We start from the raw sequence: 24195 nt of genomic DNA, 5'->3' as shown, positions 1-24195 counted from the left end.
GTGCGGGACCGGGAACCCCGGTGTGGCCGCCACCGCCACCCCTGCCGGACAGCCGCCCCTCCACCCGCGCGTACCGGGTAGGGGTGGAGCGCACCGGGCCGCCGTGCCGGGTGGACCTGGAAATCTTGCGTCGGACCGGCGTTTTCGCCGTACGGTCCGTGTGTCCAGGCGAGTCTGGCACCGGCAGGGGTGTGCGACAACGGGCGTGGGACCCCATCGTTTCGCGCGCAAACCTGCGGCCCTGAACCGGATATAGGGGTTGCGCAAGCCGCGATGAGGGGTTCCGGGTCGGCCCGGTCGGGGGAGATGACACCCAGGTGGGCGGCCGGTGTCGGGTAGACAGCCTGATGGTGTCACATCGAGCGGCCCGGCGCACCCCCGTCGGTACGGACAGTGGTGGGCAGCGGACTCCTGGCGATGGTCACCAGGGGCGACGCTCCGGTGACGACGGATCCGGCGTGGGGTCGGCGGAGCGGCCGGTGGGAGACGACCGGGCGCCGAGGGGGAGACCGGCGGCGGTGGGCGGCCGGCGGCCCCGGCCGACGCCGGACGCGCGGCAGCGACGCTCAGCGCGGCCGGGGCCCGGCAGGCCGGCGGCCCGGGTCGTCCGAGCCCCGCGACGGCGGGTCCAGCACCGTCGCTCCGGGCCGGTCCAACCGCAGCCGGGCGGCCAGCTCACTGCGCGAGTTGACGTGCAGCTTCCGGTAGATCCGGGTCAGCCGTTGCTCGATCGCACTGACCGTCAGGAAGAGCGTCTCGGCGATCTCCCGGTTGGTGTGGCCCTGGGCGGCCAGCGTGGCCACCCTGGATTCCGCGTCGGTCAGCCCGACCACGATCGCCGCACCGGAACGGACGTCGGCGGTGCCGTTGCCGGCGGTGGGGACGCTGGGCCGCAGCATCGGGATGCCGCACTCCTCGGCGAGCTCCCGGGCCGACCGCACCGCGACGCGGGCCTGGCTGCGGTCACCGGCCTGCTGGTAGGCGTGACCGAGGTCGGCGAGGTTGTGTGCGAGCTCCATCCGGTCACCGCACTGCCGCAGCAGCCGCACGGCGCTGCGCAGGTGTGGGATCCGGTCCTGCCCGTCCTCCGTGGCGGCCAGGACCCGCAGGGCCGCGGCGCGGTACCGGACGTGCACGGGGCGCAGCCGGGCCAGTTCCTCGCGGACCAGCCTGCCGGCCTGCTGGCGGCGGCCCATCCGCAGCAACGCCCGGGCCGACTCGGTCCGCCAGGGAACGAGACCGGAGAAGTCCATCTGCCAGCGGTTCATCAGCTGTCCGCAGAGCTGGAAGTCGGCCAGTGCGGCCTCGGCGCTTCCGCTGGCGAGGGCGTGCGTCCCGCGGGCCTGCAGGTAGTGCAGCCCGATCGGGGTCTCGAACATCGCCGACGGCACGGGGACCTGGAGGCAGGTCGCCGCCGCGTCGAGCTGGTCCATGAAGGTGAGGGCCCGGATCCGGGCGGCGAGCGGTATCCCGATCACCACTCCCCAGCCCTTCGGCGAGAGCTGACCCAGCGCCTCGTCGGCCAGCTTGTCGGCGCGGGGAAGGTCACCGAGCCGTCCGGCGACGGCCGCCCGGAGGGCGGTGAGCGTCGCCGAGGGGGTGGGGTAGCGCGGGGTGACGGGGTTGCGGCCCAACCGGTCGCACCAGTCGTCGGCCAGGTCCAGCCGGTCGGCGTAGATCATGGCGATGAGCGCGCAGACGGCGGTCCACACGCGCGACTCGTCGTCCAGCCCGGTGGTCGCCAGGGTCCGGCCGGCCTGCTCGACCGCGCCGGCGTCACCCCGGTCGAGGACGGCCGACAGCAGGGTGATCCCCTCGATCCCGCGCTTGACCTGGGCCAGCGTGAGCGGGTCGCGCGCGGCCACGGCGGGCGCGGGGCGATCCACCATCACCCCGGGGTAGAGCGTCGACATCCAGCTCGTGATGACGAGCAGATCGGCCATGGACCTCGGATCGGCGCCGTCCGCCCGTTCGCTGAGATGGTTGACCAGCTCGACGGCCTTGTCGACCTCCCCGTGCCAGAGCAGGTACCGGATGGGGCCGGCGGCCTGCTGGCTTCCGAGGTGCCCGGCGCGGATGGCGGTGACGACACCGACCAGGTGGGGGATCGCGGCCTGCGGATCGAGCCGCCACTCGGCGCGCACCAGCGCGGAGCGGATCCGCGCCCGCAGGCACTCGCCGGCGCAGCCCCGGTGTGCCCGGCGCAGGTACCGCAGGGCGGTCTCCACCTCCCCGTCGAGCAGCGCCTGCTCGCCGGCGTCCAGCAGGGTCTGCGCCATCCAGGGTTCGGCCAGCTCGTCGATCCCCACCAGGTGCGGCGCGATCCGCACCGGCGACGCCCCGTCGTCGTGCAGCAGGCAGGCCGCCCCCAGGTGCAGCCGTGCGCGTTCCTCGGCGGTCATCCCGTCGATCACGGCCTGGGCCACGGCCGGATGGCGCAGCCCCTGCGCCGTGATCAGCCCCGCGCTGGTCGAGTCGTCGATCGCCTCCAACGCGGTGCGTGACCCGGCCTCGACGAGGTGGGGCAGCAGGGTGCCGTGCAGCGACCCGCCGGTCACGGCGAGCACCCGGGCGGCGTTGAGCACGAGGTGGTCGCAGCGGTACAGGCAGCTCAGCACGGCCTCCCGGAACGACTCCCCGACCACCGGGTGGTCGGCGGAGCGGGGTGCGGCGGCCTGGTCCTCGGCGAGCGCCTGCACCAGCAGCGGGTTGCCGCCGCTGATCCGGTGGCTCTCCTCGCCGATGGCGCGGGCGACCGGGACGCCGAGTCGCCGGGCGAGCAGTTGGAACGTGCCTTCGGCGGTGAGCAGCGGCAGCCGGATGCGGTGCAGCCGCGCGGGTTGCAGCAGTTCGGCGTGCACGTCCGGCCGCCAGGGCCTGGTACGCGGTGCGTCGGTCAGGACGAGCAGTACGGGCAGGCCGGAGATCCGTCGGGCCACATAGTCGAGGCAGCGCAGCGACGGCACGTCGGCGTGGTGGATGTCGTCGACCGCGATGACCAGCGGGCCCCGCGAGGTCATCTCGAGCAGGGCCCCTCCGATCGCGGCGGTGGCCAGGGCCGTGTCCTCGTTGTCCGTGTCGTCGGCGTCGGCCCAGGTGAGGGCACCCGCGTCCAGCAGCCGTCCGAGGCGGGCCAGGGCGTCCGGGCTGTCGGCGCCACTCAACGGCGCGGCCCGCACCAACTGTCGGACGACCTCCAGCGGGACGGTGCGTTCGGCGCGGGAGGCACTCGCGCCGAGGACGCGCGCGCCGGCGGCGCAGGCCCGCCTCGCGAAGGCCTGCAACAGCGTGGTCTTGCCGGAGCCGACCGGACCGGTCAGCACGGTCACCGTCCGGTCGGTCGGTGTGGCGTCACCCCGCAACAGCTCCGCGAGCCGGCGTTCCAGCAGGCTGAGCTGGCACGATCGCTCGGTCAGCTCCATCGACGTCGCCTCCGAGGGAGCGTGCGGGCCGCGATCACCGGAAGGGCCGCCCGCCCTGCGCGGCCCCGGAGCTCGACGAAATCGGAGACCGGCAATTCTTGACCCATTCCATTATTAGCAAATATCGACGGCCATCGAACATGACGGCGAACCGTCACCGAGTCGACCGGCTGGTCGCTCCGAGTTGCGTCCCGCCGGCGTCGGCGATAATTCTCCAGCCCCTCCGGGTCGGGGTCCCCCTATCGACCGCTGTGATGGTGGGAGTATGGCAGTTCGGCAATTGGGCGGCAAGCCGTGGTTTGTAAAGGATGGGCAAACATCCGTTCCGTGCCACAGCCGGCCGACCGGGCCTTCGGCCGCGGGCTGACAACGGAAAGTCGCCGGGCCGCGCCGTAACGTGACAGAGCGCTCTCGTGGGCCATTGGTCCCGCCATTTCGGCTCACTCGTCGATTGGCGGGTGCGGCTTTACGTGCTAGGCATCCGGTTCGCGCTCCCGGGCGATGTCGCGCCCGGGCCGGCATTGTCGACCGGCCGGGTCGGAAATCGCCTTCGCGGTGGCTCCCGGCGGTCGCGCCCGGCTGGGTCTCGTACATCCGAATCTCGTCGCTTCGCCGCTGCTCACGTCGGTGGGCGGCGTCGTGGGCGTCGGCCGCCGGGCAGGCGCTCCCCGGGCGTACGTCCGGGGCCGTGGCGCCGGGGTGCCGCGGCGATCGTCGACACCCGCCGGTGCGGGCGCGCGGGGCTGCGCCGATGTCGGACGGGCGGCCCGACAATTGCCGGAGCTGCCGATTGTTGCGGCGCGAGGCATCGCATGCGAAGTGCGATCGCGGGTGCCCCGGGGGTGACCCTGGCGGGTGGCACGCCGCGGGGCTCGGGTGCGCCCCCGATTCGGACCTTTGGGGGATTAAGCAATTATGTTGTTAAAAAGAATTATGCATCAGGTGCCGTCGTCGGTCGGGCGGCGATGCCTCCGGGCGGTGTGAACGTCGGAGAATAATACGCTGGACGTCAATGTCGTGTATTGCCTTTCGGTGTCCGACGCAATTCCGTGGCCGACCTCCAATTCGGCGTCCGACGGCGGGCGGGAACCGGGCCGGTTTCCATTGTGTACGGCCCCGGAATGCGCGCCCGAGCCGGTCGCCGCCCGAGCCGGAAGGACATCCCGTCCTAGCTGGCCGGTCGGCCCGGACAGGGGATCCGGGCGCGGCGGCTAGGGGTTGTGCCGAGCCATAGCCCGGCCTAATTTCGGGGCACGCGTTTTCACCGTCGGGATAGCCGGATTAGGGGCCGTGTGGGCCCATGACCTGAAGGGTTCTGTGGCCGTCGTGATGTCCGACCCGCTGCCGCGACTCGCTGACGACCTCCGCAGGGGATAGCGGAGATGACACTGCTGCCGGCGCTGCGCGGATTTGGCGCGGATCGGGCCGACGCGGTCGTGGTGGCCGGCGACACCCTCTCCAGCGAGGCCCTGCTCGGCTGTGTCACCGCGGTCGCCGACCGGATCAAGGGCGCGGTCGCGGTCGCGGTCGAGGCCACGCCGAGCCTCGAGACGGTGGTGGGGATGCTCGGCGCCCTGCACGCGGGCGTCCCACTCGTACCGCTGCCTCCCGGCGCCGACGAGTGCGAACGGGGCCGCATCCTGCGGCAGTCCCGGGCCACGGTGCTCCTCGGTCGGGGCCGCTGCGACGACCACCCGCTGCCCACGGTCCCGGTCGACCTGCGTCAACGCTCCTCGACGCACCACCCCGAGCCCGCGCCGGGCACCGACGCCGTCATCCTGTACACCGGAGGCGCCGGCGGCCCACCACGCGGCGTGCGCATCTCCCGCCGCGCCATCGCCGCGAACCTCGACCTGCTGGCCGACGCGTGGCGGTGGAGCCCGGAGGACGTCGTGGTCCAGCAGGCGCCGCTGTTCCGGGCGTACGGCCTGGTCATCGGTCTGCTCGGTGCACTGCGGGCCGGCAGCCGCTTCGTGCACCTCGACCGCGCCGCCGCCAGGCCGCTCGGCACCATGTACCTCGCGCTGCCCGAACAGTGGGCCCGGGTCGCGCTGGACGTCCGCCGGGCCCGGTCGCTGTCCGCGGCGCGGATCCTGATCTCCGCGGACGCCCCGCTGGCCTCCGCCGTGGCCGAACGCCTCCGGTTGCTCACCTCGCACACCCCGGTGCAGGCGTACGGCACCACCGAGACCCTCGTCGCCCTGACCGGCCGCGCCGACGGCCGTACGGTCGCGGGCGCCGTCGGCACCCCGCTGCCCGGGGTGCAGACCCGGGTGCTGGACCGCGAGGCCCGGCCGGTGCCGGCCGACGGCGAGTCGGTCGGCGAGTTGAGCGTGTGCGGGCCGACGCTGTTCAGCGGCTACGTCGGCGCCGGTCAGGGCATCGGCGCGGGCCACTGGCACGCCACCGGTGACCTGGTCAGCGTGGCCGCCGACGGCTCGTACCGGGTCATCGGGCGGTGCGGGCTCGACGTGGTGCACAGCCGGGGCCGGCGGGTGCACGCCGGGCAGATCGAGGAGGCGCTGCTGAGCCACCCCGGGGTGCGGGACGCCGCCGTCGTCGGCACGCCGCACGACGGGCTCGGCGAGCAGGTCACCGCGTACGTCGTCGCCGAGGGGCTGACCGCGCAGATGCTCATCGACCACGTCGGCCGGTACCTCTCGGCGGGTCAACGTCCCCGGCGGGTGCACTTCGTCGACGAGCTGCCGCGCAGCGCGCTCGGCCGGATCAGGAAGTCCCTGCTGATCGCCGCCGGCTGAGCCGACCGCACAGGGACCGGCCGTGCGGCGACACCTCCGCGGCGGGACTCGAGGCCGCCGACGCGAGGCGGAGCCGTCAGCCCTCGACCCAGCCGTGCCGTCGGGCCAGGTCCAGCATCCGGGCGCGTACCGCCACGATCTGCGCCCCGGTCAGGTCCGACACGGAGGTCACCAGCGCCTCGGTGGTCTCCGTGCAGAAGGCCCGCTCGGAGAGCACGTCGCACAGGCCCTCGTCGTCCTCGGCCCCACCCGTGGCGTGTCCGCTGTCCCTGCCGCGCCCGCCGGTGACGGCCACCCCGGCCCGGGCGGGCGCTGCCGCGCCGGTCGTCCCGTTCCGCTCCGCCCCCACGGCTGCGCCGACCACCCGCACCAGCACGGCCTTCGGGCCGCGGTCGGTCCCCACCGCCTCGTACTCCACCGGGACACCGGGCGTCAGCGCCCACTTGTCGCCGTCGAGCATGTTCGCGTGCACGAACACGTCGTCGCTGCCGTCGTCCGGGGCGATGAACCCGTAGCCCCGCACCTCGTCGAACCGCACCACCCTGCCAGTGAGCATCTGTTTCCCGCATCCATCCGACCAAGTCCGCGTGCCCCGCCCGTGGGATCGGGGCCCGACCCAGAGTGGCAGTCACCTGCGTGACCCGGCACCCGTACCCGACCCCTATGGTGCACCGTACCGCCGGTGACGGGGCGGCGAGGGTTGCCACAGCGCCTAGCATCGGCGGACGTGATCGAACAGATCCTGCCTCCCGCCGTGGCGGTGGCCGAGGCCTTCACGGACCCCGCCGGCCTGAGCCTGTTCCCCGAGGAAGAGGCGCTGGTGGCCCGGTCGGTGGAGAAGCGACGCCGGGAGTTCACCACCGTGCGGCACTGCGCCCGCACGGCCCTGGGCGAGCTGGGCCTCCCGCCGGCGCCGATCGTCTCCGGCGCCCGCGGTGCCCCGGTCTGGCCGGCCGGGGTGGTCGGCAGCATGACGCACTGCGAGGGCTACCGGGCGGCCGTCCTCGGCCGTACGACGGCGTTCGCCACCCTCGGCGTGGACGCCGAGCCGCACGCGCCGCTGCCCGAGGGGGTGCTCGACGCGATCGCGCTGCCGGCGGAGCTGGCGCGCACCGCCACGTTGGGCGCGGCCCGCCCCGCGGTCTGCTGGGACCGCCTGCTGTTCAGCGCGAAGGAGGCGGTGTACAAGGCGTGGTTCCCCCTCACCGGCCGCTGGCTGGACTTCTCCGAGGCGGACATCGTGTTCGACCCGGCCGGCACGTTCGAGGCGCGGTTGCTGGTGCCCGGCCCGGTGCTCGGCGGGACGCCGGTGACGGCCTTCACCGGCAGGTTCCTGGTCGGCCGGGGACTGGTGGCCACCGCGATCAGCATCCCGGCCGTCTCGCCCTAGTCCGCCGTCAGCCTGTTCTTCTGCACCTTGCCCAGGGCGTTGCGGGGCAGCGCGTCGACCAGGCGTACCTCGCGGGGCCGCTTGTGCGCCGACAGGTGCCGGGCCACGAAGTCGATCAGCTCGGTCCCGTCCACCCCGTCGCCCACCACGTACGCGGTCACCTGCTGGCCGAGGTCGGGGTGCGGGGTGCCCACCACGGCGGCCTCGCGGACCCCCGGGTGCGCCAGCAGGGCGTCCTCCACCTCGCCCGCGCCGATCCGGTAACCACCGCTCTTGATCAGGTCGGTGGACGCCCGGCCGACGATCCGGTGCCAGCCGTCCGGGTCGACGGTGGCCACGTCGCCGGTGCGGAACCAGCCGTCGGGGGTGCGGCTCGCCGCGTCGGCGTCCGGACGGTTGAGGTACCCGTCGAACAGGGTGGGGCCGTCGACCTGGAGCTCGCCCATCGCCGCCCCGTCGGCGGGGAGCACGGTGCCGTTCTCGTCGACCAGCCGCGTACGCACCCCGGGCAGCGGTGACCCGACGGTGCCCGGCCGGCGCGGGCCGTCAGCCCGGGCGCTCACGGTGATCAGGGTCTCGGTCATCCCGTAGCGCTCGACGGGCCGGTGGCCGGTGAGGGTGGCGAGGTCGGCGAAGACCGCCGCCGGCAACGCCGCGCTGCCCGAGACGAGCAGCCGCGCCGGACGCAGCGCCCGCGCCGCGTCCGGATCGGCGGCGATCCGCGACCACACGGTCGGGACCCCGAAGTACATCGACCCGCCGGCGGCGGCGTACCGCTCGGGGCGCGGCCGGCCCACGTGGTGCAGCCCGCTGCCCACGCGCAGGGGGCCCAGCACGCCGAGCACCAGCCCGTGCACGTGGAACAGCGGCAGGCCGTGCACCAGCAGGTCGTCCGGCGTCCACGCCCAGGCGTCGGCGAGCCCGTCCAGGCAGGCGGCGACCGCCCGGCGGGAGATCACGGCGCCCTTCGGGGCGCCGGTGGTGCCGCTGGTGTAGAGGATCAGCGCGGTGCGGGCCGCGTCCGGCTCGGGGTGGACGGTGTCCGAGCGCCGCGTCAGGTCGACGGGCACGACGGCCCGGCCCGCGCCCTCGGCGGTGCGCGCCGCGCCGGCCGGGACCAGCAGCGCCGTCGATCCCGAGTCGCGCAGGATGTGGTCGCGCTCCATCGGCCCGGCGTCGGGCGGGACCGGTACGACCGCCGCCCCGGCGCCCAGCGCGCCGACCACGCCGACCACCGTCTCCAGGGTCGCGGTCGCCTCGATCGCCACCCGGTCGACGCCGTGCAACTCGTCGGTCACCGCCGCGGCCAGACGGCGCAGCTCCACCCAGGACACCGCCCGGTCGCCCACCCGCACCGCGTCCGGGCGCTCGTCGGTGCCCGTGGTCAGCCAGCTCAGCAGCGACATGGTGCGATCCCTCTCCAGCGGCTCGGACCCGGGCCGCCCGGTGGGACACGCCGGCACCGCCGACGGGCATCCGGGACGCCGGTAGGGTCGGTGACGCCGGCGGATCCGGGTGGCGCGTGCGCCGCGACCGCGGGCCCGGACGACGGTCCTGACCGTAGTCGGGGGCCCGGCGGCCTGCCACCCCTACCGGCCGGCGCGGGCCGGGTCGGACGGACGGGAGGTGGCGTCGGTGGTCGCGGACGCGACGGCGTGGACGGCGGTGCCCGGTGGCGTCCGGGCCGTGGTGCTCGATCTCGACGGGGTGCTGGTCGACAGCCTCGCCGTGGCCCGGGAGGCGTTCGCCCTCGCGTACGCCGAGGTCGTCGGCGGCGGCGTCGCCCCGGTCGAGGAGTACTGCCGCCACCCGGGCCGGTACCTGCCGGAGGTGCTGGAGCTGATGGGCCTGCCGGCGACGCTGGCCGGGCCGTTCGTGCGGGAGAGCAACCGCCTCGCGCACCGGGTCACCCCCGTCGACGGGGTGCCGGAGTTGCTCGCCACCCTCCGCCGTCGGGGGATCGGGCTGGCCGTGGCCACCGGCCGCAGCGGCGTACGCGCCCGGGACCTGCTCGGCCGCCTCGACCTGCTCCCGCTCGTCGACCACGTGGTGGGCTCGGACGAGGTGCCCCGGCCGAAGCCCGCTCCGGACATCGTGCGGCGGGCGCTGCGCCTGCTCGGGGCCCGGCCGGACGAGGCGCTGATGCTCGGCGACGCACCCAGCGACCTGGCGAGCGCACGGGCGGCCGGGGTGCTGGCGGTGGCCGCGCTGTGGGGCGAGTCCGACGAGCAGACCCTGCGCGCCGCCGGCCCGGACGTCGTCCTGAGCCGGCTCGACGAGCTGCTGGCGTTCTGCCCGGCCCGTCGGTGACCGGCACGCGCGGACGGACACCTCCGGTGAGCGGCCGACACCCCTGCCCCCGGGGTGCGTTCGTGCCCGGTACCCCTGTCCCGGGTCGCATCCGCCGACCGGCACCCCCGATTCGTCAGCTGAACAGTTGATCGACGCATCGGTTGGCCGGATGATGTCGGGCGTCGGTCGACCTGGCTCCGGCCGGCACCGGCCCGTTCCCGCAAGCGACGCCGCGATCAGCCGAGGGGTCCTGCCCTTTGCGACGGCAACCCGCACGTGAAGGAGGACCACGCCCCATGCCGGTCATCGAAGTCGATCATCTGCAGAAACGGTACGGCGAGAAGATCGCGGTCGACGACGTCTCCTTCACGGTCGAGCAGGGCGAGATCTTCGGTGTGCTCGGGCCGAACGGGGCCGGCAAGACCACCACGGTCGAGTGCGTGCAGGGACTGCGTCGTCCCGACGGCGGCACCATCCGGGTGCTCGGGCTCGACCCGGTCCGCGACCGCACCGAGGTGCGTCAGCGCGTCGGTGCCCAGCTCCAGGAGAGCCAGCTGCCGGACAAGGTGAAGGTGTGGGAGGCGCTGGACCTGTACCGCTCCTTCTACCGCAACCGGGCCGACATCGACGAGCTGCTGACCGACCTCGGCCTGGCCGAACAGCGCAACACCTACTTCCAGAAGCTCTCCGGCGGGCAGAAGCAGCGGTTGTCGGTGGCCCTGGCCCTGGTCGGCCGGCCGGAGGTCGCCATCCTCGACGAGCTGACCACCGGCCTCGACCCGCAGGGCCGCCGGGACACCTGGGACCTGGTCGAGCGGATCCGCGACCGGGGCGTCACCGTCGTGCTGGTCACCCACTTCATGGAGGAGGCGCAACGCCTCTGCGACCGGCTCGCGATCATCGACAAGGGGCGGGTGGTGGCCATCGACAGCCCCGCCGGCCTGCTCACCCGCGTGGGCACCGAGCACCGGGTGTACTTCCGTCCCGCCGAGCCGGTCGAGGACGCCCTGCTGCTCGCCTCGCCCGACGTGACCGGGGTGACCCGCTACGGCGAGGAGGTGACGGTGACCGGCACGAAGGACGTGCTCCAGTCGGTCATGTCCGTGCTCAACGGGCGCGGCGTCCACTACACGGATCTCCGGGTCGAGCAGCCCAGCCTCGACGACGCGTTCGTCGCCCTCACCGGCCGTGGGAGCCGGACCGCCGCGCAGTCCCCGACCGACGGGAGGTCGTCGTGAGCGCCCTGTCCAAGCTGATCGCCGTCGAGGCGAAGCTGTTCCTGCGGGAACCGGTGTCGTTGTTCTTCGTCTTCGCCCTGCCGATCGGCCTGATGCTCGTCTTCGGGTTGCCGCAGCGCGCCGGTACGGCCGCCGACACCGGGCAGCACGCCGAGCAGACCTTCCTGCCGTCGCTCGCGTTGGCTCTCACCATCGGCATGCTCGCGCTGTTCACCCTGCCGATGGCGCTGGGCATCTACCGGGAACGCCGGGTCCTGCGCCGCCTGGCGACGACCCCGGTGCAGCCCGGCCTCCTGCTCGTCGCCCAGGTGGTGGTCAACCTCGTGATGGGCGTGCTCGGCGCGGTGGTCACCGCGACCGCCGTACGGTTCCTGCTGGACCAGCCGGCGCCGGCCAACTTCGCCGGGTTCGTGCTGGCCTTCCTCCTGGGGGTGGCATGCCTCTTCGCCGTCGGCCTGCTGATCGCGGCGCTGGCGCCGTCGGCCAGGGCGGCGCAGTCGATCGGGCCCGCGCTGTTCTTCCCGCTGCTCTTCCTGGCCGGCGCATGGCTGCCCCGCGACCGGATGCCGGCCGCCCTGGCCGCCGTCGCCGACTACTCGCCGCTCGGCGCCACGGTGGACACGCTCGGTGCGGCGTGGGCGGGCGCCAACCCCGAGCTGCCGCAGCTGATCGCCCTGGCCGTGACGGCCGTGGTCGCCTCCGCGGCGGCCACCCGGTTCTTCCGCTGGGAGTGATCCCCCGCACCGACGTGGTCGGTGCGGGGGACATCCTCGCTGCCCAGGGCCGTTCCTAGGGGTGCCCTAAGGGTGTCGGCGGAATGTGATCTGGATTACGTTCGGAGCAGAACGGGCGGCCGGTCACCGGACAAGGACGTTCGACCGCGAAGCGTCCGTTCACCCGGCAACGGGTGTCGTCAGGCCTGTGTGGACGCGTCCGCCGCCCCGCGGCGGCCCGTCCGAGGTGTGCGGAATGCGACGGAGGTCGTGCCATGAAGGACGTTTCGCAAGCTGATCCGGTCACCCGGGACGCCGTCGGCGTCATCGACGCCGTCCTGGAGGGCGGCCCGGCCGATCTGCCGCCCGACCTGCGCAGTCGCCGGGTGGCCGGGGCGGAGGAGAAGATCAAGGTCCTGCACTACGGCGGGTACGAACACTTCGAGCGGGGCTCCGCCCCGGCGACGGTCGAACTGCCGGTGGTCTTCCGCTGGACCGGTCGGACCCGGATCGCCGAGTAGGGAGAGGGGCGCAGCAGTCTCATGAGGGCACAGAACCACCCGCCGGGCCCCCACCTGACGGTCGACGACACGAACGAGGCGATCGCCTTCTACACGGGCGTCTTCGACGCCGTCGCGATCGAACGGGAGTGTCTGCTGGACGGGCACGTCCTGCACGCGGAACTGGCCGTCGGCGGGCACCGCCTGACCGTGAGCGAGTGGCACGAGGCTGGTGCCCCGTCGGCGGCCGAGGACCGCGACGACGTGTTGACTATCGAGCGGACCGACCCCGAGGCGGTGCTGCGCCGGGCGGTGGCCGCCGGTGCCCGTGTCGAGACGCCGGCGGACCCGTCGCGCCAGGTGACGCTGCGCGACCCCGCCGGCCTGTGCTGGAGCGTCGTCGGCCCACCGCGGGCGGCGTAGCCGGACGCCCGCCCGCCCACCGCTCTCTCGGGCCGGCCGTCAACGCGCTGCCCGGGAGCGGTGGGCGTCGCGGGTGCGTACGGCGAAGAAGAGCGCGGCGGCCCGGCGGACGTCTCCCGGCCGCCGTGGATCCGCGGCGATCTCGTGCAGCAGGTCCCGGTCGGCCCGGTCCGCCGCCAGCGTCGTCAGCAGCGAGTAGCACTCCCGCGCGGCGTCCCGGCCGGCGGGGACCTCCTGCCCGGCGGACCAGTGGGTGAGCAGCGCCGCCAGCACGTCCGCCCGGAACGACGGCGCGCCGGCTCCGGCCGTGCTGCGCCCGGCGAGCAGGTGGCCGGCGGCGATGGCCCCCCGCGGCTGCGCCAGCCGGGCGCGCAGGAAGGCCGGCGCGACGGCGGCCCGGCTGATCGCCTGCAACGCGACGAACCGCGTCGAACCCGTGTTCATCAGCGTCACCCACTCGTCGGGCCGCCAGTCGCGGGCGAGCGGCCCGGCCGCCAGGTACTCCACCAGGCTGGGCCAGACCGAGCACAGCCCGCGCCGGTCGGCCCGGAACAGATCGGTGGCGAGCAGGATCTGCCGTACGCGCCCGGGCCAGTCCGGCAGCACCCGCGCCGGGGGAGCAGGGGCGTGGGCCGCCGACCACTCGACGACCGCCGCCACCGGGTCGGCGCCGGCGCCGGCGGCGGTCGCGGCCACCTCGACCAGCTCGGCGTGCCGGGTGGCCAGCCAGTCGGCGACCGCCTCGCCCGCCGGCGGACGGCGCCGTAACGCCGCACAGGTCGCGTCGAGGCTGTCCCGCCCGCCGTGCAGCAGGGCGCGGACGAACTCGTCGAGCAGGGCCGCCGGCCCGGGTTGCGGGGCCGCACCCGCCTGTCCGCCCCCCCAGACCAGCACCGCGATGGTGGCGGTGAGCGGATTGTGCATCGGCCCGGTGATGCCCTGGGTGTGGGTCCACTCCAGGAACCCGCGGGCGCTGGCGGCGTCCGGGAACCAGTGGGCCGCCAGCAGCGCCACGTCGGCGTCGGTGAAGGGCGCCAGATGGTACGCGGAGTAACCGTCGCCGAGCACGGCCAGCTCGTCCTCCGCCAGGTGCCGCGTGGTCACCAGCAGCCGCCAGGGCCGCGCCGCGCCGGACGGATCCGGGGCGCGGGCCAGCTCCGCCAGGCGGTTGAGGACCACGGCCCGCTCGTCCGGGTCGGTGACGGCGTCGAGCGCGTCGACGCAGACCAGCCACCGCCGCCCGGGGCCGGGGGCCCGCTCGACGTCGAGCGGCGCGCCGTCGCAGGGGTACGCCTCGGCGAGCGCGGCGGGCAGCGACTGGTGGGCCAGGGCGGCGGCCGGCAGACTCACCAGCACCGGCTCGGACGGGCAGGGCCGGCGCCGGGCGCCCCCGGCGAGCCACCGTCGCGCCGAGCAGGCGCTCCCGTAGCGCACGAGTGCCGTCTTCCCGCTGCCCGGCTCCCCGATCAGCAGCACGTTGCCGGTGCCGCTGAACAGGTCCGCCACGTCGACGCCGTCGCCGGACGGGGCGAGCCGCGGCACCGCGCGGCGCGGCACGTACACCTCGGACAGTGGCTTGACGTAGCCGCCGAAGCGGTACGGGTGGACGATGTCGGCATCCTCCTCGCCGCGCCACACCGGGCCCAGCGATCTCCACCAGTCGCCGCGGGCCCGGATCTGGTGGCGGACGGCGATGGCCACGGTGACGATCCCGGTGAGGAGCGTCACCGTGCCGCCGACGACACTGGCGAGCTGGTCCGAGACGTCGAGGCCCATCAGCGGTCAGGACCGGCCCGCGTCCGGCTGGCCCGCCGACAGGTGGTGGGCGCCGCATCCCTCGCAGTACACGCCGCCCTGATCCTCGCCGCAGTGCCGCCACGGTGCGGGCGGTCCGGCCGGCGCGGCCCGCTGCGCCGGCGGATCCTGCGGTCCCCACCGGGACGTCTGGTGGGCCACGACCAGCGAGGACTGCGTGAGCCGGGCGTCGACGTCGGGCTTGAGGCGGACCCGGCCGCCGGCGACGTCCAGGACGTCCACGACGCGGGCGAGCAGGGCGACGTCGTCGTCGCGGCCCGTGGCGTGGGCGAGCGCCACCGCGTGCCCGAGGTGCTCCTCCGCCTCCGCGACCCGCCCGGCCCGGGCGGCCGCCAGTCCCCGCTGGACCGCCGCCGCGTAGTCCTGCTGGCGGGTGTAGTACGCCACGCTCTCGTTGATCTCCGAGTAGCGCAGGGCGTCCTCGGTCCACTCCACCGTGAGCGGCGCCTCGACCGGCGTGGCGTCCGCACCGGCGTGGACGCTCAGCCAGCCGATGCGCCGCCGCGCCCCGGGCGCCATCGCGTCGACCTCCAGGGCGACGTGGTAGTCCCGCTGGTCGTGCGGGCTCCACGCGCCGACCGGGTAGTCGGTGGCCAGTTCGCCGGCCGGCTCGCCGCGCCCGCTGAGATCGGCGAGGGCCGGGTGCACCTGCTTGACGAAGCGGACCCGGGCCAGCCCGGTGGTGCGTACGCGCAGCCGGACGTCGGGGACCCGCCGGGACATCGCCCGGTTCAGCACCGCCCGGAACTCGTCGGCGAGCCCGGCGAGGTCCTCGACCGGCACGACCGGGTTGGCCCCCAACGCCTCCGCGATGCCCAGCAGCTCCGCCGCGTCCCAGTCGTGCACGCCGTCGGCGGAGCCGATGGCGCGGCAGTCGACGGTGAAGCGGCCCACGCACTCGTCCACCGCCGCCCGCAGGTCGGCGGGCCGCTGGGACTCGTTGCGCCCGTCGGTGAGCAGGATGACGTGCCCGATGGCGTCCGGGCGCGTCGCCAGCAGTTGGCGGGCCAGCAGCAGCCAGGTGCCGATGGCCGTGCCGCCGTGCGGCGCCACGTGCCGCAGCGCGTTGCGGGCGGCGGCGCGGGTGGACTCGTCGGCGACCGCCAGGCGCCGGTCGCCCGGGTAGACCATCGTGGCGTGGGCGGTGCCGGACACGACCGCGAACGCGACCCCGTCGGGCAGGGCGTCGATGGCCGCGGCGGTGGCCTGCCGGGCGGCGCGCATCTTGGCCTGGGGCGCCCCCATGGAGCCCGACGAGTCGAGCAGGATCACCTCCGCGAGGCCGTCGTGCCGCACCTCCCCGTGGGCCGGCTCCTCACCCCGTACGGTGGCGACGACGTCGAGCACCGCCCCGTCGGCGGAGACGCACTCGGTGTGGTGCACGCGCAGCCGCAGCGGCAGCTCGTTGACGGGGGACACGGATGACCTCTTTCCGTCGGGGCCGGTGCTGGGGATCACCACCACGTCACCGGCCGGTACGCGTTGGCCAGCTCGACGAGGGCGATGCGTTCCCGCGGGTCGGCGGTGCGCCGGGCGCGCGAGCGGCACCGGCGTTCGAAGGCGCGGCGCAGGGCGTCCTCGTCGAGCCGGTGACCGAACAGCCGCCGGCCGGCGTGGCGCCCCCCGGTGAGGTCGCAGTCGAGCGCGATCCGCAGGATGTGCGCCTCCACCTCCTCGCGTTCGCCGAACGCGGGCAGCTTGTCGACGATCGCGGCGGCGTCGAGCGCGGTCTCGAGCCGGTGCCCGTCGTCCGGCGCGTCGAGCAGGATGCGCACCGCGCAGGACACCGCCACCGTCGAGGCGCGGGAGGATTCCGGCACCCGCAGCAGGGCGTCCGCCGCGCTGCGGGCGTCGGCCGTCCGCAGCAGGCAGCGAGCCAGCCCGAAAGCCGCCCCCACCATCGTCGGGTCGGCGTCCCACACCCCCCGGTAGTGGTCGGCGGCGGTCCTCGGGTCGCCGTCGAGTTCACAGGCCACCGCGTACGCCAGCCGGGTGGACACCTCGCCGGGCAGCCAGCCGTAGACCTGTTCGAAGCGGCGCCGGACGGCGGCGGTGTCGCGCCCCACCAGGGCCACCAGGCCCCGGTGCCACCACAGCGACCAGTCGCGCAGCTCCTCGGGGAAGTCGGCGAGCAGCGGCCCCGCCTCGTCCACCCGGCCGGCGGCGAGGTGGGCCCGCACGGCGCGGTAGGTCACCTGCGCGGTGCGCTGCGGGGCGGTCCGCAACAGCTCGATGAGTTCGGCCGGATCGACCGGGCCGAGCGAGGCGAGGAACCCTGCGGCCGGGTCGGCGCCGTCGACCAGGGGCACGGGCAGGCCGAGCATGATCTCCACGACGTCGAGGGCGTCGCGGTCGGTGTGCAGCGCGAAGGCGCACGTGGACGGACTGAACAGGGTGGAGCGGATCGGCCGGGGCACGCCGTCGCCCGCCGAGCCGACCTGCCGTCGTACGCCCCTGACCTGCTCGCGCATCTCGGCCGCGGAGGCGAACCGGTCCTCCGGCTCGACGGCGGTGGCGCGGGCGAGCAGCCGAAGGTACGGGTCGAGCCGCGCGGGCACGGGCAGCCGCAGCACGTCCTGACCCGACGGGATCCGGATCACCTCGGTGGAGCGGGGCACCAGGGTCAGCGCGGCGAGCGTCCGGCCGACGGTGTAGAGATCCGACCGCACGCTCGGGCCGGCGGGTCCGAGCCGCTCCACCTCCGGCGCCGTGAAGCCCGCGGTGCCCCACGCCGGGCTCACCGTGTTGTCGATCCGGCGGGCCGCGCCGAAGTCGACGAGCTTGATCGGGTCGTTGGCGCCCTGCCCGCCGACCCGCATCACGTTCTCCGGCTTGAGGTCGCAGTACAGCCAGCCCTGGTCGTGCAGGTACTCGAAGGCGTCGAGGATCTGCACGGCGTATCCCAGCGCCTGCGCGACGTCGACGGCGCACGACCCGCCGCCCGGGCCGGCCGCGCTGCGCGCCTCCTCCAGGGTGCCGCCGTTGACGTACTCCATCACCAGGTAGCCGGCGTCCCGGTCGGACTCGGGCCGCAGCGCGTGGGTGATGGTGACGATCCTCGGGTGGTTCAGCGCGATCAGCGCCTGGCGTTCGGCGACGAACGCCGCGATGGCCTCCCGGTCCTCCGGGTTGCGTTGCCCCTTCAGCACCCGCCACGCGCCGTCCATGTCCTCGTCGCGGGCGAGGAACACCCAGCCGACCCCGCCGTTGCCCAGGCAGCCCTCGATCCGGTAGCGCCCGGCGCGCAGGTCGCCGTCGGCCAGCGGCGGGGTGAAGGAGTACCGGGTGCCGCAGTCGGGGCAGAACCCGGTGACCCGGGGCAGCCGAGGACCGCGGTGGCGGTGGCACCTCGTGTTGCCGCAGTAGCGGGAGTGCTCCGGCACGACCGGCTGCGACACCACCGCCGTCAGGGGATCGTGGGGCCGCGCGGTCGGCAGCACGGCCGCGCGCTCCCACGGACGCGACGGCGTACGCGGCGGCCGTGGCTCGAATTCCGGCACCCGGACCGCCGCGCCGACCGCCCCGGGCTCGGCGCCCGCGCCGACGCCGGAGCACTCGTGGCCCCACAGCCGGCAGAACCCGTCCTGGTCGACGGTGCCCGGGCAGTTGCGTTCCGCGCAGCCGCTCGCCGTCATCGCGTGCCCCCGTTCACGATCCGCTGGTAGTTGCGCACCGCCCGGCTCGCGTCGGTCACCGCGAACGCGCCGGGGCGCAGCGCGGCCAGCGCCTCGCGGTAGGCCCGCTCGACCTCCGGCTGCTCGGCCCGGCCCTCGTCGGCGGCCTTCTGCCGGTAGGCCTCCAACCGCCCGGTCAGCTCCACGTGGCAGTCGCGGCGCAGCCGGCGTCGCGCGGTGTCGGTCCGCTCCACCGCCCGGTCGACGGCGGCCCCCAGGGACCCGTCGTCGCGTTCCGGCTGCACGTCGCCGCGCCACCACTGGCCCCCGCCCGTCGCCTCGGCGGCGGCGAGCCGGTCCAGCAGCCCCTCGACCGCGAGCGGCGCCAGCGGATCCGTCCCGTCGCCCAGCCCCTCGCCGGCGGCGTCCGTCGCGAGTCGCCGCAGCCGCTCGACCGAGGAGCGCAGCCGCCGCGCCCGGACCGCCAGGCGCTCCCGGCCGTACGCGTCGACGATCCGGCGGATCCGGGCCACGTGTTCGCGGGCCGCGACCAGGATCTCCTGGACGCTCATGGCCTCCACGGCCACCGGTTCGCCGGTGGCCGCGGTGAACCGGACCTGGCACGGCTCGGTCAGCAACCGGGCCAGCGCCTCCTCACCCGCCGGCGTCGACTCCTCGACGCCGTCGAGGTCGTCCACCAGCCGGTCGAGGGCCAGCGACAGGCAGCCGAGCCGGTGCAGCAGGTCCCGGGCCTCCTGCGCGGGCGCGGCGGCCGGGCCGTCGGGCTGCCGGAAGGCGTCCGTCACCAGCTGCTGCACGTCGAGCAGGTGCTCGCAGATCCAGGCGTGCGCGGTGAGGGTGGCGTCGAGGCGTTCCCGCACGGCCATTCACCCACCGCCCATCAGTCGGCCGGCCGGGGGGTGGCCGGCGCGGGGTCCGGTGGCGGCCACGCGGTGGTCGCCGGCCCGGGCGAGGGCATGCCCCGGTCCCGGTGGCCGGCGAGCCAGCGGTCGTGGGCCTCCTGCCACACCTTCGCGGTACGCGGCTGCGCCAGCACGTGGTTGACGAACGCGACCAGGTCCCGACCGTCGGTCAGGTGGAACGCGAAGGCGTGCGGCTCGTCGGTGAACCAGGTGCAGTTCTCGTCGCGATGGTGGACGCAGGACCGCCGCTCCGGGCGGGGCGCCTCGGTCACCAGCGTCGTGTCCGGAGCCATCTGGGTGAAGCCCAGCAGGATGTTGTCGTCGGTGCTGACCCCGTCGACCTGACCCTGACGCAGCAGGACCAGGCAGTCGACCGGGTGGGGGGCGTGTACCGGGACCGGCCGCAGGCCTCCCGCGGTGCGGTAGCCGGCGATCATCGCCAGCGAGGTGGTGTTCGCGGCGGCGCAGACCCGCCGACCGCCGAGCTGCTCCATGCCCGCGAACTCGGGCGTGCCGTCGGGGTGCCGGCGGACCAGCACCGTCTGTCCGGAGTCGAGGTAGTCGTTGGAGAACAGCACCCGGCGGGCCCGCTCGCAGGACGCGGTCAGCGACGTGGCGACCACGTCGATCTCGCCCCTGTCGAGCATGGTGAAGGCACCCTGGCCGGGCGGCACCGCCTTGAAGGTGAGCCGGCGGCGCGGGTCGTCGGAGGGCCAGAGGGCGCGGGCCACCGCCAGCATCAGCTCGATGTTGAAGCCCTCGAACCGCTGGGTGCTGGCGTCCCAGTGGCTCATCGTGGCGTCCGACGGGTCCACGCCCGCGACCAGTTCGCCCCTGTCGAGGATCCGGCGTGGCGGTGTCGGGTCCGGAGGGAGGCTGCGGCGTACCGGGCAGACACCGCCGGTCGCGTCGGTGGTCGGCGCCGTCGCCACCCCCGGTGGCCGCGCCGGGGGCGCGGGGGTGGGTGTCGCGGGCGCGGCGCAGCCGGTCAGCGCCGCCAGGAGCGCGAGCGACGCGGCCCGGCGTCGGGCGCGCCTCGCCGGGGTGCGTCGGGGGGTGGTCACTGGTATTCCCGGTAGCGCCGGCGCAGCCCGGCGACCACGGCGGCGGCGGCGAGCAGGGTGACCCAGGCGGCGGCGCCGCCCAGGTGACGGCGCGCCTCGGGCAGGCCCGCGACCATCCGGGAGACCTCCTCGTTGCGGGTGGTCAGTTCGGTCAGCAGGTGCGTCTCCGCGGCGACGAAGGCCCGGCCCGCCGATCCCCCGCCGAGCACGGTGTCGACCGCGCCTCGGAAGGCGTCGGGCGCCTTGCTCTGCCGGGCCGGCCAGACCGTCTCCTCCAGGGCGGTGCAGTCGATGCGGTCCCCGGGCGGCGCCGGCCCGGCGGCCGGGGGCCGGCAGAGGTCCCGGCTGTCGAAGGCCGCCTTGTGCCCGGCCGGGTCGACGCTCGCGCCCAGCCCGAGGTAGACGTCGGCCCGGCCGGCCAGCAGGGCACCGAGCCGTTGCTGGGTGGCGCTCTGCGCGTCGATCGCCCGCTCCAGCTCCGGGAACCCCCGGTCGGCGTCCGGCCAGTGCCACCAGGAGGAGGCCAGCATGGCCAGCACGGCCGTGGTGCCGAGCGAGGCCAGCAGCAGCCCTGCGTTCAGTCGACGCCGGGTCCGCCGGCGCAGCCACACCTGCACCACCACCAGGGCGGCGAGGGTGGCCAGCGGCGCCAGAACCGAGGCGGCCAGCCACGGGCGGGCGTCGGCGCGGGCGTCGAGCAGCAGCCTGGTGTCGTAGTTCCACAGGGCCTGGGCCGCGGTGAGCAGCTCGGTGGACATGTAGTGCGAGGCCTCCCGGGCGTACGCCGAGGCGAGGACCGCGCGGGCCGCCGGGCTGCCCGCGCCGGTCTGCTCCGCCGACCCCGCGCTCGGGCAGGGGCGCCGGTTCCCCGTGCCCGCCGCGGGCAGCGGACCGGCCACCCGCAGGGCGGCGCAGACCACGTCCCGGTAGACCTTCAGCCGGGCGGCGATCGTCGCCAGCCGGGTGAGGCGGTCGGGGTCGCCGACGGCGTTGCCCATCGAGTCGGTCAGCGTGCGCTCGACCTCGTGCACGGACGCGTCGTAGGCGGTCACCAGCGAGGCCCGCCGGTCCTCGGCCGGTGGGAGCAGGAAGACGGCGCTGGCGGCGACGTCGGCGTCGGCGAGGCCCCGGTAGATCTCCCGCGCGGTGGTGCTGGTGCCCACCGCGGTGGCCGCCGACCGCTCGCCCAGCGTGGTGGCCGACGCGCGGGACTGCACGGCGACGGTGGCGGTGGCGGCCAACGCGGCGACCAGCACGGCGCCGCTGAGCACGATCAGTGCCGGGGTCGTGCGCAGCGCGTCGCGCAGCCGGGGCGCGTCGCGCACGCGTGCGGGTCCGGCGGCCGGAGCCGGACGGTCGGCCCCGGAATCGTCCCCCGTGTGCGACGCCATGCTCGCCCTCCGCTCGCCGCGGACCCGCCCGGCGGCCTCCTGACGGAAGGCGTCGCGGTCCCGTCCGCCCGCCGGCCGGTCCACCGGCGGGCCTGCGGCGCGCGGGCCGGTGGCCGGTCGGGTGATCAGGGGCGGGGGAGGCTCAGGGTGACACCTCCCGGGCCCGGGAGGCACGCGTATGTCCGGTATCTGACCACAGCGTCACTGCTCGGCCACCCAGGGAGACGGTCAGGCCGGTGGGGCGTCGGCTCCGCTGCGGGGCGGGAAGGCCAGGGCGAGGGTGAGCTCGAGGACGGTCGCCGGATCGGTCAGGCGCTCGCCGTACAGCTCGCGCAGCTTGCCCATCCGGTAGCGGACGGTCTGCGCGTGCACGAAGAGGTCGGCGGCGACGTCGTCGCGCCGCCCCTGGTGCAGCAGCCAGGAGCGCAGCGTCTCGGCCAGCCGGTCGGCGGTGCCGGGCGCCAGTGACGCCAGCGGCGCCAGGGCCCGGGCGCGCAGGTCGGCGAGCCCTTCCGGGTCGGTGCTCAGCACCAGCTCGGCGAGGTGTTCCTCGGTGTCCAGTGCCGGCCCGTCGTCGCCCGGGCGCAGGCCGAGCGACAGGGCCCGGACCGCCCGCTGGTAGGAGGAGGCGACCCGCGTCCAGGGCCGGGGCGGGCCGAGCACCGCGCGGCGCCCGTGCAGCACCCGGGCGAGCTGGCGCCGCCGCTCGCCGTGAGTGTCGGGCACCAGCAGCACCGCCAGGTCCTCGCCCGCGCCGCCGGCCGGCGGGTCGTCGCCGCTCTCCAGCGTGTGGGGGTGCAGGCGCGTGAGCGCGGCCCGCAGGTTGGCCCGGGGCAGCAGGACGACGGTGAGGGTCTGCGGCGGCGGCCAGTCGGCCCGCTCGGCGCTGCGCAGCAGCGCCTCCTCGGGCTCCCCGGCGAGCAGCCGCTGGGTGAGCCGTTCCAGGTTGCGTCGCCGGGCCTGACCGGCGCTGGCCAGCTCGTCGGCGTGTCCGGCCACGCTCGCGGCGGAGAGCTCGTCGATGTACGCGAACATCAGCTCGGCGAACTCGGCGACGGTGGCGGCGGACGATCCGCCCTGCACCGTGGTGGTCGACATCTCCCGCCAGGAGACCCGGGCGCCGACGCGGTACGCGGCGAGCAGGGCGTCCATGCTCCTGCCGGAGCGCGCCTCGCCGCTGCCGAGGGCGTACGCGGCCTCGAGCGCGCCGACCAGCGGGGTGCTCGGGTCGCCGCCCTGGGAACGCCCGATGAGCTGGAGGAACGTGCCGAGCGCGAGCTGCACCGCCGTCTCGATCTTCTCGCGCATCTGGCCGGTCAGGGCGCCGGAGTAGCTCGGTATCTCGGCGGTGATGGCGGTGACGGTGCGCTCGGCGAGCAGGGGCAGCCGGTCGTGCAGCTCGCCGGCCACCGCGGCGTCCAACTCGAGGCGCGCCGCGCGCCGCGTGGCCTCGGAGCGTTCAGACACGTTTGTTCCCTCCGCACAAAAAGTCTCGTCCGGTTCACCTTCGTAGGTCAAGATTTTATGCCATTCTGCGGGCGACCATCGAATCATGACCACCACCGTCCCGAACCCCTCCGGGAAGGCGGCCCTGCGGGGCCGGATCCTCCGGCTGGCCGCGTCGGTCACCACCCCGCTGCTGCCCGACGACTACCTCGACCTGGTCGCCCCGCTGCGCTCGGGCGCCGACCTGCGCGGCCGGATCCTCGCCGTACGCCCCGAGACCCCCGACGCGGCGACGCTGCTGATCCGGCCCGGCCGCGACTGGCGCGGGCACACCCCCGGGCAGTACGTCCGCCTCGGCGTCGACGTCGACGGCGTACGCCAGTGGCGGGCCTACTCGGTCACCTCCGCCCCGACGCGCCGGGGCGGGCCGATCACGGTCACTGTGAAGGCGATCCCCGACGGGGTCGTCAGCAACCACCTCGTGCGCCGGACCCGACCCGGGACGCTGGTCCAGCTCGACCAGGCGCAGGGCGACTTCGTGCTGCCGGGCCGCCCGCCGGCCCGGGTGCTCTTCGTGACCGCGGGCAGCGGCGTCACCCCCGTGATGGGGATGCTGCGCGCCGGCGCGCTGGGCGGTGCCGACGTCGTCGTGGTGCACTCGGCGCCCACCCCCGCCGACGTCATCTTCGGCGCCGAGCTTCGGGACCTGGCCGCCGGCGGCGCGATCCGGCTGGTGGAACGGCACACCGACACCGACGGACTGCTCACCGTGGCCGACCTCGACCGTCTCGTGCCCGACCATCTGGACCGGGAGACCTGGGCGTGCGGCCCGGTCGGCCTGCTCGACGCGCTGGAGGAGCACTGGACGGCCGGGGGGTGCGGCGACCGGCTGCACACCGAGCGGTTCCGGCCGACCGTGATCTCGCCGGGAGAGGGCGGCACCGTCACCTTCGCCCGATCGGGCGTCACCGTCTCCGCCGACGGCGCCACCCCGCTGCTCGACGCCGGCGAGAACGCCGGGGTGCTGATGCCCTCGGGCTGCCGGATGGGCATCTGCTTCGGCTGCGTGCTGCCGCTGCGCCAGGGCGCGGTACGGGACCTGCGCAACGGGGAACTGACCACGGCGGTGCCCGGCGACGGCGTCCGCATCCAGACCTGCGTGTCGGCGGCGGCCGGCCCCTGCGACATCGACCACTGACCGGGAG

The 24195-nt window shown here is 75.2% G+C and carries 18 protein-coding genes; 8 read left to right on the top strand and 10 right to left on the bottom strand.

All coding sequences use genetic code 11. The features are described 5' to 3' along the window. Positions 1 to 566 precede the first annotated feature (566 nt). Positions 567 to 3422 carry an AAA family ATPase gene (locus V6U77_RS21365; protein ID WP_334608223.1) on the bottom strand — a complete coding sequence of 952 codons (2856 nt, stop codon included), beginning with the start codon at positions 3420 to 3422 and terminating at the stop codon, positions 567 to 569. Positions 3423 to 4804: 1382 nt separating this feature from the next. On the opposite strand from V6U77_RS21365, the gene V6U77_RS21360 reads away from it, so the two are divergent. Further along, a complete protein-coding gene (locus tag V6U77_RS21360) occupies positions 4805 to 6181 on the top strand; it encodes an AMP-binding protein (RefSeq protein WP_334608222.1) in 1377 nt (458 codons plus the stop codon). A gap of 76 nt (positions 6182 to 6257) precedes the next feature. On the opposite strand, the gene V6U77_RS21355 is transcribed toward V6U77_RS21360, so the two are convergent. Beyond that, entirely contained in the window at positions 6258 to 6737 is a 480-nt protein-coding gene (locus tag V6U77_RS21355; RefSeq protein ID WP_334608221.1) for a cold-shock protein, read from the bottom strand. A gap of 171 nt (positions 6738 to 6908) precedes the next feature. Here V6U77_RS21355 and V6U77_RS21350 point away from each other — a divergent pair, with 171 nt between their 5' ends. Continuing rightward, positions 6909 to 7571, top strand: coding sequence for a 4'-phosphopantetheinyl transferase family protein (locus V6U77_RS21350; protein WP_334608220.1), 663 nt, complete (start codon positions 6909 to 6911; stop codon positions 7569 to 7571). On the opposite strand, the gene V6U77_RS21345 is transcribed toward V6U77_RS21350, so the two are convergent. Continuing rightward, the gene (locus tag V6U77_RS21345) at positions 7568 to 8977 is read right to left on the bottom strand and encodes an acyl-CoA synthetase (RefSeq protein ID WP_334608218.1); all 1410 of its coding nucleotides are present in this window, start codon (positions 8975 to 8977) and stop codon (positions 7568 to 7570) included. The genes V6U77_RS21350 and V6U77_RS21345 overlap by 4 nt on opposite strands. A 229-nt stretch (positions 8978 to 9206) precedes the next feature. Between V6U77_RS21345 and V6U77_RS21340 the strand changes: the two genes are divergently transcribed. From V6U77_RS21340 to V6U77_RS21320, 5 genes are all read left to right on the top strand, one after another. Beyond that, complete coding sequence (locus V6U77_RS21340; RefSeq protein WP_334608217.1) at positions 9207 to 9881, top strand: HAD-IA family hydrolase; 675 nt, start codon at positions 9207 to 9209, stop codon at positions 9879 to 9881. A gap of 278 nt (positions 9882 to 10159) precedes the next feature. Next, positions 10160 to 11101 (top strand): ABC transporter ATP-binding protein, encoded by a 942-nt coding sequence (locus V6U77_RS21335; RefSeq protein ID WP_334608216.1) that lies wholly within the window; start codon positions 10160 to 10162, stop codon positions 11099 to 11101. After that, positions 11098 to 11835 (top strand): ABC transporter permease, encoded by a 738-nt coding sequence (locus V6U77_RS21330; protein WP_334608215.1) that lies wholly within the window; start codon positions 11098 to 11100, stop codon positions 11833 to 11835. The genes V6U77_RS21335 and V6U77_RS21330 overlap by 4 nt, the downstream gene beginning before the upstream one ends. Before the next feature lie 254 nt (positions 11836 to 12089). Further along, entirely contained in the window at positions 12090 to 12335 is a 246-nt protein-coding gene (locus V6U77_RS21325) for a DUF5988 family protein (protein WP_334608214.1), read from the top strand. Positions 12336 to 12356: 21 nt separating this feature from the next. Next, positions 12357 to 12737 (top strand): VOC family protein, encoded by a 381-nt coding sequence (locus V6U77_RS21320; protein WP_334608211.1) that lies wholly within the window; start codon positions 12357 to 12359, stop codon positions 12735 to 12737. A 39-nt stretch (positions 12738 to 12776) separates the two neighbouring features. Here the strand turns inward: V6U77_RS21320 and V6U77_RS21315 are convergent, their stop codons facing one another. The 7 genes from V6U77_RS21315 to V6U77_RS21285 form a co-directional block, all read right to left on the bottom strand. Next, a complete protein-coding gene (locus V6U77_RS21315; protein ID WP_334608210.1) occupies positions 12777 to 14513 on the bottom strand; it encodes a hypothetical protein in 1737 nt (578 codons plus the stop codon). Positions 14514 to 14519: 6 nt separating this feature from the next. After that, positions 14520 to 15971 carry a VWA domain-containing protein gene (locus V6U77_RS21310; protein WP_334608208.1) on the bottom strand — a complete coding sequence of 484 codons (1452 nt, stop codon included), beginning with the start codon at positions 15969 to 15971 and terminating at the stop codon, positions 14520 to 14522. 35 nt (positions 15972 to 16006) lie between these two features. Next, complete coding sequence (locus V6U77_RS21305) at positions 16007 to 18187, bottom strand: serine/threonine-protein kinase (protein WP_334608207.1); 2181 nt, start codon at positions 18185 to 18187, stop codon at positions 16007 to 16009. Continuing rightward, complete coding sequence (locus V6U77_RS21300) at positions 18184 to 19053, bottom strand: hypothetical protein (protein WP_334608206.1); 870 nt, start codon at positions 19051 to 19053, stop codon at positions 18184 to 18186. Before V6U77_RS21300 ends, V6U77_RS21305 begins: the two co-directional genes overlap by 4 nt. Before the next feature lie 14 nt (positions 19054 to 19067). Next, entirely contained in the window at positions 19068 to 20153 is a 1086-nt protein-coding gene (locus V6U77_RS21295) for a transporter substrate-binding domain-containing protein (RefSeq protein WP_334608204.1), read from the bottom strand. After that, positions 20150 to 21478 carry a hypothetical protein gene (locus V6U77_RS21290; protein ID WP_334608203.1) on the bottom strand — a complete coding sequence of 443 codons (1329 nt, stop codon included), beginning with the start codon at positions 21476 to 21478 and terminating at the stop codon, positions 20150 to 20152. Before V6U77_RS21290 ends, V6U77_RS21295 begins: the two co-directional genes overlap by 4 nt. A 294-nt stretch (positions 21479 to 21772) precedes the next feature. Continuing rightward, on the bottom strand, positions 21773 to 23011 hold the full coding sequence (locus V6U77_RS21285) for a PucR family transcriptional regulator (RefSeq protein ID WP_334608201.1): 1239 nt from the start codon (positions 23009 to 23011) through the stop codon (positions 21773 to 21775). Positions 23012 to 23096: 85 nt separating this feature from the next. On the opposite strand from V6U77_RS21285, the gene V6U77_RS21280 reads away from it, so the two are divergent. Then, positions 23097 to 24188: a ferredoxin reductase gene (locus tag V6U77_RS21280; protein ID WP_334608200.1), complete on the top strand. Its 1092-nt coding sequence runs from the start codon at positions 23097 to 23099 to the stop codon at positions 24186 to 24188. The last annotated feature ends 7 nt before the right edge of the window (positions 24189 to 24195 follow it).

The sequence above is a fragment of the Micromonospora sp. CPCC 205546 genome (assembly GCF_036902715.1).
Lineage (GTDB): Bacteria > Actinomycetota > Actinomycetes > Mycobacteriales > Micromonosporaceae > Micromonospora.
This window is presented reverse-complemented; position numbering and strand designations above follow the sequence as displayed.